This window comes from Pseudarthrobacter sp. RHLT3-21 (genome assembly GCF_059383495.1).
Genome location: NZ_JBWZCI010000020.1, coordinates 46147 through 58071 on the forward strand (window position 1 = coordinate 46147; position 11925 = coordinate 58071).

General features: G+C 65.6%; 12 protein-coding genes and 1 pseudogene. 6 read left to right on the forward strand and 7 right to left on the reverse strand.

Translation table 11 applies throughout. The annotated features are described in order from the left end of the window. Window positions 1-7: 7 nt before the first annotated feature. From AC50YA_RS17715 to AC50YA_RS17725, 3 genes are read right to left on the reverse strand one after another with little or no spacing between them, the layout of a single operon-like run. Window positions 8-358, reverse strand: coding sequence for a DUF485 domain-containing protein (locus tag AC50YA_RS17715; protein ID WP_494983537.1), 351 nt, complete (start codon window positions 356-358; stop codon window positions 8-10). Next, window positions 355-1077 carry a LytR/AlgR family response regulator transcription factor gene (locus AC50YA_RS17720; RefSeq protein ID WP_494983538.1) on the reverse strand — a complete coding sequence of 241 codons (723 nt, stop codon included), beginning with the start codon at window positions 1075-1077 and terminating at the stop codon, window positions 355-357. The genes AC50YA_RS17715 and AC50YA_RS17720 overlap by 4 nt, the downstream gene beginning before the upstream one ends. A 33-nt stretch (window positions 1078-1110) precedes the next feature. Then, window positions 1111-2301, reverse strand: coding sequence for a sensor histidine kinase (locus AC50YA_RS17725; RefSeq protein WP_494983539.1), 1191 nt, complete (start codon window positions 2299-2301; stop codon window positions 1111-1113). 179 nt (window positions 2302-2480) lie between these two features. Here AC50YA_RS17725 and AC50YA_RS17730 point away from each other — a divergent pair, with 179 nt between their 5' ends. Together AC50YA_RS17730 and AC50YA_RS17735 are read left to right on the forward strand one after the other, a co-directional pair. Further along, window positions 2481-2861 carry a DUF485 domain-containing protein gene (locus AC50YA_RS17730; protein ID WP_494983540.1) on the forward strand — a complete coding sequence of 127 codons (381 nt, stop codon included), beginning with the start codon at window positions 2481-2483 and terminating at the stop codon, window positions 2859-2861. After that, on the forward strand, window positions 2858-4474 hold the full coding sequence (locus AC50YA_RS17735) for a monocarboxylic acid transporter (protein WP_494983541.1): 1617 nt from the start codon (window positions 2858-2860) through the stop codon (window positions 4472-4474). Before AC50YA_RS17730 ends, AC50YA_RS17735 begins: the two co-directional genes overlap by 4 nt. Before the next feature lie 167 nt (window positions 4475-4641). Here the strand turns inward: AC50YA_RS17735 and AC50YA_RS17740 are convergent, their stop codons facing one another. After that, window positions 4642-4986 carry a hypothetical protein gene (locus AC50YA_RS17740; protein WP_494983542.1) on the reverse strand — a complete coding sequence of 115 codons (345 nt, stop codon included), beginning with the start codon at window positions 4984-4986 and terminating at the stop codon, window positions 4642-4644. 1102 nt (window positions 4987-6088) lie between these two features. Here AC50YA_RS17740 and AC50YA_RS17745 point away from each other — a divergent pair. Both AC50YA_RS17745 and AC50YA_RS17750 read left to right on the forward strand, forming a co-directional pair. Beyond that, window positions 6089-6589 carry a PAS domain-containing protein gene (locus AC50YA_RS17745; RefSeq protein WP_494983569.1) on the forward strand — a complete coding sequence of 167 codons (501 nt, stop codon included), beginning with the start codon at window positions 6089-6091 and terminating at the stop codon, window positions 6587-6589. Next, window positions 6570-6713: pseudogene (locus tag AC50YA_RS17750) on the forward strand (IS982 family transposase); the annotation flags it as partial. The gene AC50YA_RS17745 and the pseudogene AC50YA_RS17750, both read left to right, overlap by 20 nt. A gap of 18 nt (window positions 6714-6731) precedes the next feature. Here AC50YA_RS17750 and AC50YA_RS17755 read toward each other — a convergent pair. Continuing rightward, window positions 6732-7568: an alpha/beta fold hydrolase gene (locus AC50YA_RS17755; RefSeq protein ID WP_494983543.1), complete on the reverse strand. Its 837-nt coding sequence runs from the start codon at window positions 7566-7568 to the stop codon at window positions 6732-6734. Between the two features lie 358 nt (window positions 7569-7926). Between AC50YA_RS17755 and AC50YA_RS17760 the strand changes: the two genes are divergently transcribed. Then, on the forward strand, window positions 7927-8883 hold the full coding sequence (locus tag AC50YA_RS17760; protein ID WP_494983544.1) for an MTAP family purine nucleoside phosphorylase: 957 nt from the start codon (window positions 7927-7929) through the stop codon (window positions 8881-8883). Continuing rightward, window positions 8880-9947 (forward strand): NAD-dependent epimerase/dehydratase family protein, encoded by a 1068-nt coding sequence (locus AC50YA_RS17765; RefSeq protein WP_494983545.1) that lies wholly within the window; start codon window positions 8880-8882, stop codon window positions 9945-9947. Before AC50YA_RS17760 ends, AC50YA_RS17765 begins: the two co-directional genes overlap by 4 nt. Here AC50YA_RS17765 and AC50YA_RS17770 read toward each other — a convergent pair. Together AC50YA_RS17770 and AC50YA_RS17775 are read right to left on the reverse strand one after the other, a co-directional pair. Further along, the gene (locus AC50YA_RS17770) at window positions 9944-11083 is read right to left on the reverse strand and encodes a sensor histidine kinase (protein WP_494983546.1); all 1140 of its coding nucleotides are present in this window, start codon (window positions 11081-11083) and stop codon (window positions 9944-9946) included. The genes AC50YA_RS17765 and AC50YA_RS17770 overlap by 4 nt on opposite strands. Then, complete coding sequence (locus AC50YA_RS17775) at window positions 11076-11816, reverse strand: response regulator transcription factor (RefSeq protein WP_494983547.1); 741 nt, start codon at window positions 11814-11816, stop codon at window positions 11076-11078. The genes AC50YA_RS17770 and AC50YA_RS17775 overlap by 8 nt, the downstream gene beginning before the upstream one ends. Window positions 11817-11925: the final 109 nt, after the last annotated feature.

Below are 11925 nucleotides of genomic sequence, written 5' to 3' on the forward strand. Positions count from 1 at the left end.
GACTTTTTCACTTGTCCCCGGCCAGGTCGCGGTAGCGGGCCTCGTTGCGGGCAGCGGTCCGGAAAAACAGCCAGGCGCTGAGGCCAATGACCGGGTAGATGCCGGCTCCCAGCAGGATCCAGTCGAACGGGACACCCGCAATCCGGGTCTCGGCCAAGCCCGGCACGGCTGCCAGCAGCAGGGGGAACGCACACAAGATCAGCATGAACCCGATGGCCACTACCAGGGCCAGCCGCAGCTGGGAACGGATCAGGGACCGGACGAAGACCTGTCCCACCTCCGATTCCTCCGCCGCCTCGCGCGACTCCCCGTCGGGCCGGGGTGCCGAGCGCGGAGCGGTGACGCGGACCCGTGTCATGCTTGCGGCCGGATGCGGGTGGCTTCCAGCTTTTCCCTGACATTGGGAAGGTGGCGGCGGCTGATGGGAAGGCCGGCGCCGGCCACCGAAACGCTCGGTTTGTCCGCCGCGAGCTTCATGGACTGCACATGCTTCAGCGCCACCAGGTAGGACCGGTGCGTCCGGATAAACCCGGCCTCGGCCCACTGTTGCTCAAGGTCTGCCAGCGGAACCCGGATGAGATAGCTGGCATCCGCGGTGTGCAGCCGGGCGTAGTCGCCCTGCGCCTGGACATACGTGACGTCGTCGCGCCTGATCATCCTGGTGGTGCCGCCCTGGTCAACGGTGATCATCTCAGGCGCAGTGCCGCCGCCGTCGCGCAGCAGCTCGCTGATCCGGCCCACCGACCGGGACAGCCGCTCGGCCCGCACGGGCTTGAGCAGGTAGTCCACGGCGGCCAGTTCGAAGGCTTCCAGGGCGCAGTCCTCGTCCGCGGTGACAAACACCACCGCCGGAGGTTTGCTGCTGCGCCTGATGGCGCGTGCAACATCAAGGCCGGATACGGCGGGCATGTGAATATCCAGGAAAACGGCGTCAATCGATTCGGTGTTCAGTGCCCGCAATGCCTCCGCACCGGAAGTCGCCCGGTGGATGACCCCGATCCGGTCATCCTTGCCCAGCAGATAGGCCAATTCCTCCACGGCGGGTAACTCGTCGTCGGCGACGAGGACATTAATCATGGTCCTACATTATCCCGCCGGGGACGGCCGGGCTCAGGCGTCGTGGCCCGGCTGGGACTTGGGCACGCGCATGGTGATCAGCGTTCCCTCGCCCGGCGCCGTCTCGATCACCAAGCCGTGCTGGTCCCCGTAAACCTGCCGGAGCCGGGCGTCCACGTTGCGCAGCCCCACATGGTCGCCGTCGTGGTGCCCGGCCAGCATCGACTGGAGTTCGGCAGGATCCATCCCCACGCCGTCGTCCTCTATGGTCACTTCCGCATAGGCACCCGAATCATTGGCCGTGATGGTGATGTGGCCCGCTCCTTCCTTGGCCTCCAGGCCGTGCCTGACGGCGTTCTCCACCAGCGGCTGGAGGCTCAGGAACGGGATGACGGTGCTCAGCACTTCCGGCGCGATCCGCAGGCTGACCTGGACGCGCTCGCCGAAACGGGCACGCTCGAGCAGCAGGTACCGGTCAATGCAGCGCAGTTCCTCCGCCAGCGTGGTGAAGTCACCGTGGCGCCGGAACGAGTACCTCGTAAAATCGGCGAATTCCACCACGAGTTCGCGCGCCCGCTCCGGATCCGTGTTGATAAACGACGCGATGGCGTTCAGCGAGTTGTAGATGAAATGCGGGCTGATCTGGGCACGCAGCGCCCGCACTTCAGCCTCCATCAGCAGCGTCCGCGAGGCGTCCAGCTCAGCCAGCTCCACCTGGACGGCCACCCAGTCCGCCACTTCGCTGGTGGCACGTACCAGGCCGGCACCCGCCGCCGGGGCGAACGCCGCCACAACGCCCACCACCCGTGACCCGGCGCGCACCGGCGCGATGACAGCCGCGAGGCTTCCGGAGGCAACGTCCGCACCCAGGTCCCGCGCCTGGAGCACAGTGGTCCGGCCCCCCGTCAGGACATCTGCCGCCAGGTCCATCAACCGGGGTTTCAATTCCTCGGCGGCACCGTCCCAGGCGAGCACGCCGGCCGTATCGGTGATCGCCAGCGCATCACAGCCCAGCAAGTTCCTTAGCTGCCGGCTCGCCTTGGCGGCGCCTGCCGGATTGAGGCCCGTACGCAGGTGCTGCCCGGCGCTCGATGCTGCGTGGAGGGTCCTGTACGTGGCGCGCTCGGCGTCGGTGCCCAGTTCACGGAAGGATCTGAGCAGCTTGATGCCAACGCCGACGACGACGGCGATCGCCAGCGTGATCACCGCAACGGCGGCGGCAGTCAGGAGGGGAGAGTCCGGCATGGTGCCCAGCGTAGCGGCGGGTGCCGTTAGTCGCAGCATCGTGACCGTTGAGCGACCGTTCCGGCCATGGCTCTGAAATGGACGCCCACGCACCGCAGAGTGATTGTAGTCACATTGACTGCATCCTGCACGCAGGCCGCGGCCCGTGTGAACCAGGCAAGTCTCAATGAGGAGGAACGATGGGTAACGATGCCCACACTCCGGACGCAGCGGCGTCCGTGGACTTCGAGCAGGTCCAGTCGACAGAGCGGTTCCAGGAACTGCGCAAACGTCACCGCAGCTTTGTGTTCCCCATGGCCGTGGCATTCCTGCTGTGGTACTTCGCGTATGTCCTGCTGGCTGACTACGCCGTTGGGTTTATGTCCACCAAAGTGTGGGGCAACATCAACGTCGGCCTGATCCTGGGCCTGCTCCAGTTCGTTTCCACGTTCGCCATCACCGGCTGGTACGTGAGCTACTCCAACCGGAGGCTGGACCCCATCGCGGCGGAGATCCGCAACGAAATCGAAGGCCATGAGTTCGACAAAGACGGCAACCGAGTGACTGGAGTCACCAAATGATCGGAATTGCCACCGCGGTGGATGTGGCCGCGCTCAAGGACACTACGTTGCTGAACATGGGCATCTTCGGCCTTTTTGTTGCCGTGACCATGGTGATTGTGCTGCGCGCCAGCCGTAACAACAAAACCGCTGCCGACTACTACGCGGCCGGACGCTCCTTCACCGGCCCGCAGAACGGCACCGCCATCGCCGGCGACTACCTCTCTGCCGCTTCCTTCCTGGGGATCACCGGCGCCATCGCCATTAATGGCTACGACGGATTTATGTACTCCATCGGCTTCCTGGTTGCCTGGCTCGTGGCCCTGCTGCTAGTCGCTGAGCTGCTCCGCAACACCGGCAAGTTCACCATGGCAGATGTCCTCTCCTTCCGGCTCAAACAGCGCCCTGTGCGCATCGCCGCGGCCATCTCGACCCTCGCGGTCTGCTTTTTCTACCTCCTGGCCCAGATGGCCGGCGCCGGCAGCCTGATCTCCCTGCTCCTGGGCATCAGCGACTGGGGCGGACAAGCACTGGTGATCATCGTCGTCGGCGCCCTGATGATCATGTACGTACTGATCGGCGGCATGAAGGGCACCACCTGGGTCCAGATCATCAAGGCCATGCTGCTGATTGCCGGTGCTGCCGTGATGACCTTCTGGGTGCTTGCCATCTACGGGTTCAACCTCTCCGACCTGCTGGGCGGCGCCGTGGAAACCTCGGGCAACCCGAGCATGCTCAACCCCGGCCTGCAGTACGGCAAAACCGAAACGTCCAAGCTCGACTTCATGTCCCTGGGCCTTGCCCTGGTCCTGGGTACTGCCGCGCTGCCCCACGTGCTGATGCGCTTCTACACGGTCCCGACCGCCAAGGAAGCCCGTAAATCCGTTGTCTGGTCCATCGGGCTGATCGGACTCTTCTACCTGTTCACCCTGGTCCTGGGTTACGGCGCTGCAGCGCTGGTGGGAGCCGAAACGATCAAGGCTGCCCCGGGCGGCGTCAATTCGGCGGCCCCGCTGCTGGCCTTCTATCTCGGCGGACCGCTGCTCCTGGGCTTTATTTCCGCGGTGGCCTTCGCCACCATCCTGGCAGTGGTGGCCGGCCTGACCATCACCGCCGCAGCGTCCTTCGCCCACGACATCTACGCCAGCGTTATCTCCAAGGGCAAGGCCGACGCCGAGACAGAGGTCAAGGTGGCGCGGCGCACCGTGGTGGTCATCGGAGTGATGGCCATCCTTGGCGGCATCTTCGCCAACGGCCAGAACGTGGCTTTCCTGGTGGCGCTTGCCTTCGCCGTCGCGGCGTCGGCGAACCTCCCGACGATCGTCTACTCGTTGTTCTGGCGCCGGTTCACCACCCAGGGTGCGGTCTGGAGCATGTACGGCGGCCTGGGCTCGGCCATCATCCTGATCGCCTTCTCGCCTGTGGTTTCCGGCCTGAAGACCTCCATGATCCCGGGTGCCAACTTCGCCTTCTTCCCCCTGAGCAACCCTGGCATTGTGTCCATCCCGCTGGCATTCCTGCTCGGGTGGCTCGGGACGGTGCTGGACAAGAAGCGCGAGGATACTGCCAAGCAGGCCGAAATGGAAGTACGTTCCCTGACCGGTGTGGGCGCGGAGAAAGCCGTAGACCACTGATCGATGACTGAGTACTGAACAAGCCGACAGTCCGGAGCAAACGGCGACGCCGGAACAATCTGACAGTCAGAGAGCCCCTGTGCCTTAAGGCATGGGGGCTCTCTGATGTTCAGGCTGGCGGTGACGTTTAATCTGGGTGCTCTGTGGCGTTCAGGCTGGCGGTGGCGTCATCGCTGATGGTGGCCAGGCGGCACGGCCGGACTGCCGTGCTGACCATGGGGCACCGCAAACTGGCCCGCTGTGGAAGCGGCGAGTCCCGGCGTCGCGATTCCCGCCACCAGCACGGCGCCGGCGAAGGCGGTGAGCAGCATGCTGGCCGGGCGGTCAGCGGCGGGCGCCATGCCGTCGTCGTCCTTTCCCCGGCGTCGGCGCCGCTTCAACCAGGCCGCCGACGCCACAATCATGAGCGTCAACAGGAGCGCCGCGAGGTGGCTGAGGTGAAGGCTGGACGTGTCGCGGCTGAAGGCAAGGGCCGCCACGTGCGCCCCGGATGCCGTCAACAGGAACGCCACGGTCCACCCGGACCCAATTATCCGTCAGCGGTGCAACGCCAGGACGGTCCACAGGATCAGGGCAGCTCCCCAGCCGCCGGAGAGGACCGCCGGGGCTGGCTGCCAGACGGAGCCGGACACTCCCGGCTCCGTAGGAGGCTCGAACAAACGGCGAGGTTCACTGAACCGGCCCCGAATCCTGCGAAGCCGCCGAAGAGCCGGACGGCCGGGACAGCCCATCCCTCCACTGGCTGGGCAGCCATGGCCGGCTACGCCCGGACGGGCGGCCGCCGCAGCGAACGACTTGGTCCAATGGTTTTGCGAAGCAATCGTCGGTTTTCCTTTGAACGCCGCGCCTGAAGCCCTTAGGCCGCCCGTCCTGCCGATGCAGTGAGGGTGGGTCCCCCCTGTGGAACAAGGATGCTGAACCGACAGTCGGGTTGCAGGGGATCGATGTGCAGTGGCAGGTGATGGTCCCGTGAGCATGCCTTCAGCTGATCGAGTGCGTCAGGGTCAACGGAGGCGCTTGCCACGTCAATCTCCAGCTGCAGGCCTTCACGGAGGGAATTCGCCCGCTTGAGGACGGAATAGAGGGCATGGATGCTTTTGGTCGTGACATGTCCTCTGGCCAAAACCTGTGCACGAGCCTCATCGAGGTCAACGCGAACAAGAATGCTGAGTTTTTCTGTCACGGCTGGCTGCCCTTCATTTGGTGGGGCCGCGACGCTGCGGCCCCACTAAGAGTAGGCACATAATGTGACGCGCGCAACACATTGAATTGCTCGGGCACCTTCGATGCAGGGAGCTGGGAGGTGGGCCCCGCAGAATCAGCCACGTTCAGGCACCGGCTGGTGTACAGGCCGTAGAGTTCATTGCTGGTCGGTGCGGGGAGTGCCGGCCTTTGCAGGTTCATCCATACTTATGGGAATCCGTTGGGGCGGGATCCGAACACCGTCCGCAGGTCAGACGTGCAGAGCCCGTACACCTATTCGAGTGCTCTGGGCACCTCGGACTGTCCGACGGGGACCTTACATTTAGATGTCTCCTCCGGCGTCATGACCTGGTCCGTGGCCTCTACCGGATTCATGGATACGTGCGTGGGGACGTCGTGCCGACGGTGGAGGTGCTGCTGGCACACAAGCACACCGAGGATAGGCCGCGGTGTGCAGAGATTATCGCTCAGGTTCTGCGCACGGGCGGGTACTTCTGCATCTATCACCGCATCATTGATGCCCGCGGACGGTTCCGCAGGGTCCTCACGACCGGGGATGGGATCCTCAACGCGGACGGCAGCGTGACAGCGATCGCCAAGCTCGGAATCGCCGCGATGCGTTTCGAGGAGTTAGACGATGCGCACGGCGTCCCGCCGTGCGCAGACCACAGACCGGAGCAATCAGCTCAAGCGACCCGATGGTCCGATCGTCATCGCAGGCACGTAGCGACTCATGTCGGAGGATTTCAGATGAGGCAACGAATCACCTTTCCCGGAGGTATTGCAATGAGGCAACAGGGGAAAACTTATGCACGCATTTTGACGCGATTCCTCCGGGGAGGGCTGACGGGCCGGGCCTCGGCAGGTCCGCGCTCGGTTCCCGGGACTGTAGCCGGCCCTGAGCGACGCTGAACTGCTGTGCCCGGCTTGCAGCCAGCACCTCCTCGGATTTTCTTGGGAAAGCAGATGGATTGGCTACGCATACAAGCTCCTCACCGGAATGTTCCCGAACCTGCCGGGCCCATCAGGTGAAGGTCTCACCGCAGTGTTTGGGCTATTTCGCCAGGAACTGGATAAGGGCTTGGTTCCATTCGTCGGGGTGGCTGACGTTGCACCCGTGGGGGGCTCCGGTGATGACGCGCAGTTCGCTGCCGGGAAGGGCGGCGTGGGTGCGCTGACCGGATCCTTCGAAGGGTACGGTAGCGTCGCCATCTCCGTGGAGCACGAGGACGGGCACGGTTACTTTGGGCAGGTCCTCCCGGAAGTCGGTACCGCCGAAAGCGGCCAAGCACGCGAGGGCTGCCCTCTTGTCCGCCTGCTTACACAGCGCGACGGCGTCCCGGCGCTGCTGTTCGCTGACCTTGAGTTCTCCGTTGACGGAAAAGAACTCGCGGGTAAATCCGTCATAGAACTCGTCCTCGTCCCGGGTCAGGTCAGCAGTCATCTTCGCGGCCGCGGCCTTGGTCAAGGGACCTTCAGGGTTGTCATCACCCTGCATCATGTACGGCGGGACCGCGGAGGCGAACACCACGCTGCGCAGCCGTTCGGCCCCGTAGCGGCTGAAGTAGCGGGCGACTTCTCCGCCGCCCATGGAAAACCCGACCAGGGTGACGTCGTTCAGGTCAAGCTGCTCCAGCAGGGCGTGCAGGTCCTCGGTCAGGGTGTCGTACTTGTATCCGGACACTGGTTTGTCGCTGCGCCCGAAGCCGCGCCGGTCATAGGTAATGACCCGGTATCCTGCTCCCTGCAGGGCCGGGGCCTGGGCCTGGAACGCTTCCCCGGACAGCGGCCACCCGTGAATCAGGACCACCGGGCGGCCCGGACCACCGGTGTCATCCACGTGCAGATTGGTGTTTTTGAACAGTCCGTGATGTGCAGTGACTTCGGTCATGACTCACCCTTCGATATTTGTACCGCGTCGGATGGAGTCAGCCTACACAGATCTTAAGCATGCTGTCTTTCAAATCAGGCAATTTTAGCCCGGCACGGCAGCAGCACCAACGGCCACCGAACGGGAACCATCAGCTCCGGCCACCACGCGGGAACCGGCACCTTCACCGCCCCGACCGAACCCGGGACCTACCCGTACCACTGCAACTTCCACGGCAACATGCGTGGCACCCTCACCGTGAAATGACACGTCACAGGCTTCATGGACGCCATGGGATAAGCCCATCCCTGCGACTGCGTTCGAAATATGTAAGGATTCCACCCGCGACGGCGGCTGCGCTGGTTGGCATGATGGGGTCATGGCCTACCCCTCGGAACCCTTCGCCCGCATCGGTATTATTGGCGGCACCGGCCTGTACCGGCTGCCCGGCGCCGCCGTGCTGGAGACGCTGGACGCCGCGACGCCGTTCGGCCCGCCCTCCAGTCCCGTCACCATTGCCCGGCTGGCCGCACCGGACGGCACAGGCGGCTCGGACGGTCCGGTCGTCGCGTTCCTGAGCCGGCACGGCCGAGGGCACAGCATTGCCCCGCAACAGATCAACCACCGTGCCAACCTCTGGGCCCTCAAGAGCATGGGCGTGGAGGCTGTCATCTCCTGCGCGGCCGTGGGCGGACTCGTTCCCAGCCACGGAACCTGCACCTTTGCCGTACCTGACCAGTTTCTGGACACAACCTGGGGCCGGGCGGATACCTTCTACGATGGCTCGCTGGCTACCGGAGTGCAGCATCTGCCCGCCGCCGAGCCCTACAGCGCCCCGCTGCGCGCGGCACTCATCGCCGCCCTGGAGCTGCAGGGCGAAGATTTCGCACCGGCAGCCACCATGGCAGTCATCAACGGGCCACGGTTTTCCACCAAGGCCGAGTCCGCAGCCCTGATCCAGGCCGGAGCGCATGTGGTCAGCATGACCCAATACCCCGAGCCTGTGCTCGCGGCGGAGCTGAACATGCACTTCGCCGCGCTGGCATTCATCACGGACGCCGACACCGGCCACGACGGTTCCGAGCCCGTGACCGCGGAGCTGGTACTCGGCCGCCTGGCGGCAGCGCAGCCGCGCCTGCTGGCCGTGCTGTCCGCCGCCGTGCAGAGGGTGTCCGCGGCGCTGGCCGGGATGGAGCCGGCGCACGACGGCGGATTCCCGCCGCTGGCCCTCATACCCGCCGACGCCGTGGCTACTGTGATGGGCGGCGCCGTGATGGACCCCGCCGGCCCAGCCCGACCCGGCACTGTCCACAACGCCGGACGGAACGCCCCGTGAGGATTCTGGTCACTGGCGGAGCCGGTTTCATTGGCGGGCACATCGTCGATGCCGCCCTGGCCCGCGGCTGGGAGGTCCGGATCTTGGATGCTCTGGATCCGGCGGTGCATCCGGACCGGCCGCCAGCAAATCCCGGCGCGCCCTTGCTGGTGGGCGACGTTGGCGATGCATCCACCGTGGCTGCGGCGCTGGAGGGGATCGACATCGTGGTCCACCAGAGCGCCAAGGTGGGCCTCGGCGTGGACTTCTCCGATGCACCGGACTACATCCGCAACAATGACCTGGCCACGGCCGTGCTCCTGGCAGGCATGGCCTCGGCCGGCACGGACAAGCTGGTGTTGGCCTCCTCCATGGTGGTCTATGGCGAGGGTGCCTACACAGACTCCGCCGGCCGGCCGGTGCGGCCCGGCCCGCGCCGGGTGGAGGATCTGGAACACGGAATCTTTGATCCCCGGGATCCGGTCACCGGCGAGCTTCTGCTGCCGGTACTGGTCACCGAAGACGCGGCGCTTGACCCGCGGAACGTCTATGCTGCCTCCAAACTGGCCCAGGAAAACCTGGCGTCGGCGTGGGCCCGTTCAACCGGAGGCACCGCTGCGGCCCTGAGGTACCACAACGTCTATGGCCCCCGGATGCCCAAAGACACCCCCTATGCGGGCGTAGCCAGCCTGTTCCGCTCGGCCCTGGCCCGTGGGGAGGCGCCGCGGGTGTTCGAGGACGGCGGCCAGCGCCGCAGCTTCATCCACGTGGCGGATGTGGCGGAGGCAAACCTGTGCGCTGTTGAGGCGTTGGCGGCGGGCGGGGTCGTGGCGCCGGGCAGTATGCGGGCATACAATGTGGGCGCCTCGGAGGTCCACACCATTGGACAGATGGCGGCGGTCCTGAGCGCTGTTGGCGGCGGACCGGTCCCTGTGATCACGGGGGACTTCCGGCTGGGCGATGTCCGGCACATCACCGCCAGTTCGGCACGGGCCAAGTCAGAACTGGGCTGGGCTCCGCGGCATGGGTTTGAGGACGGCATGCGCGAGTTCGCTAGCGCCCCGCTGCGCGGGGACCGGACCTAGGTGGCCGGTCCCTGGCTCTCCTGCCCGGCTGGTATCCGCATCAGGAACCGGCACCCGCCGTCCATGTTGGCGACTTCCAGGGTGCCACCGTGGGCCTGCACGATGCCGTGGACAATGCTCAGACCAACCCCCGCGCCGCTGTAGCGCGATTTGGTGCGTCCGGTGTCCTTCTGGCAGCCGGCGGTGAGCATCCGGGGCAGGTCCTCCTCCGGGATCCCGCCGCAGCCGTCGCGTACCTCCACTACCGCTTCGCCGGCCGTGGAGGTCACGGCAATGGACACGGTGCTGCCGTGGGCGCTGTACAGAATGCCGTTGAGGAGCACGTTGCGGATGGCCCGGGACAATGACGCCCCATCGGCGGCCACCATGGTGGGGGCGACGGCGTCGCCGTTGATGGCAATGGCCCGGCTGGCCGCGACAGGGGCGAGGTCCGCTATTGCGTCGCTGATGACGTCGTACAGGTCCAATTGCTGGTAGTCCAGGACCAGGGTTCCGGCCTGGATTTTGGAGAGCTCGAGCAGGTCATTGACCAGTGTGGCCATCTGGTCGGCCTGGCCAATGATTCTCTGGTGGTAGCCGGACGCATCCTCGGCAACGCCATCCTCCAACGCCTCGGCCATGGCACGGATGCTGGCCAGCGGGGTGCGCAGGTCATGGGAAACCCAGGACACCAGTTCGCGCCGCGCGGCCTCCACCGCCAGCTCCCGCTGCTTGGATTCTTCGAGTTTGTGGCTGGTGGCTGCCAGTTCGGCGGCCAGCGCGGACAGCTCGGAGGTCATCTTCCGTTGCGGCGCCACGGGCTCTCCGCGGCCGATTCTGGCCGCGTCCCCGGCCAGGCGGTTGGTATTCCTGGCCAGCCCTGCCCCCAGTAGCACGGCGACGGCGGTGGCAACGGCCGAGGCAATGGCCAGGATGACCCACATCACCTGCAGATCCGCCTCAGTGATGAACATGGCGTTGAGGGCGCTCACCATCCCTGCCACCAGGATGGCAACGGTGGCCAGGACCACGAGCAGGATCTGCACCACAATCGAGGTCCCGCGGAGAAGCCGCTGCAGGACCACTGTCACAGCGCCGATGGCCAATGCCCATGACAGGACGACGGCGACAATGGTGAACAGATCGCCGCTAGTCATGGCTGGCCGCCTCCGCGCCGTCGTCAAACCGATAGCCCACGCCCCACACCGTCTTCAACAGTACGGGTGTGGTGGGGTTGGCCTCGATTTTTTCGCGCAGCCGGCGGACGTGCACGGTGACGGTGGAGAGATCGCCAAAGTCCCAGCCCCAGACGGCCTTGATGAGGACGTCGCGGCTGAAGACCTGGTTGGGGCGGCGCAGAAAGAACGCCAGGAGATCGAATTCCCTTGCCGTCAGGGTGAGGTTCTCATTGCGGTACCTGACGATGCGCGAGGCCGGGTTGAGGACAAAGCCGGCCAGCTCCACGGGCGGCTCCGGGGTGAATTCCTTGATGCTGCGGCGAAGCACGGACTTCACCCGCAGTACCAGCTCACGGGGTGAGAAGGGCTTGGTGACGTAGTCGTCGGCACCCATTTCCAGGCCCAGGATGCGGTCGTCCTCGGTGCCAAGAGCGGTGAGCATGATGATGGGCATGGACTGGGTGAGTCGGATCCGCCGGCACACCTCCACCCCGTCCAGACCGGGCAGCATGCGGTCCAGGATGATCAGGTCCGGGTTGTGCGTCCGGGCCAGGTGCAGGGCACTGAATCCATCGCCTGCCATATCCACCTGGAAACCGGCCAGCACCAGATAGTCGTGCACCACCTGGGCGATCGTGGCCTCGTCTTCAACGAGCAGGATGCGCCGGTTGCCAACGTCCACGGCGTCAGCGTCGGGCTGGACAGTGTTCACGTACCCAGCATAGGTTCGTGCCCGCCGCTGTGGGTGTGTTCGGGGCGGCCGGAAGGCAAGCGTCCCGGTTCCGTAAGAATTGCCGCCTGCCGCGCCGGGCCCGCGGATT

Bases quoted from the DNA above. Each gene is read 5' to 3' on its own strand.
- AC50YA_RS17715 (WP_494983537.1), bottom strand. From the start codon at position 358: ATGACACGGGTCCGCGTCACCGCTCCGCGCTCGGCACCCCGGCCCGAC.
- AC50YA_RS17720 (WP_494983538.1), bottom strand. From the start codon at position 1,077: ATGATTAATGTCCTCGTCGCCGACGACGAGTTACCCGCCGTGGAGGAA.
- AC50YA_RS17725 (WP_494983539.1), bottom strand. From the start codon at position 2,301: ATGCCGGACTCTCCCCTCCTGACTGCCGCCGCCGTTGCGGTGATCACG.
- AC50YA_RS17730 (WP_494983540.1), top strand. From the start codon at position 2,481: ATGGGTAACGATGCCCACACTCCGGACGCAGCGGCGTCCGTGGACTTC.
- AC50YA_RS17735 (WP_494983541.1), top strand. From the start codon at position 2,858: ATGATCGGAATTGCCACCGCGGTGGATGTGGCCGCGCTCAAGGACACT.
- AC50YA_RS17755 (WP_494983543.1), bottom strand. From the start codon at position 7,568: ATGACCGAAGTCACTGCACATCACGGACTGTTCAAAAACACCAATCTG.
- AC50YA_RS17760 (WP_494983544.1), top strand. From the start codon at position 7,927: ATGGCCTACCCCTCGGAACCCTTCGCCCGCATCGGTATTATTGGCGGC.
- AC50YA_RS17770 (WP_494983546.1), bottom strand. From the start codon at position 11,083: ATGACTAGCGGCGATCTGTTCACCATTGTCGCCGTCGTCCTGTCATGG.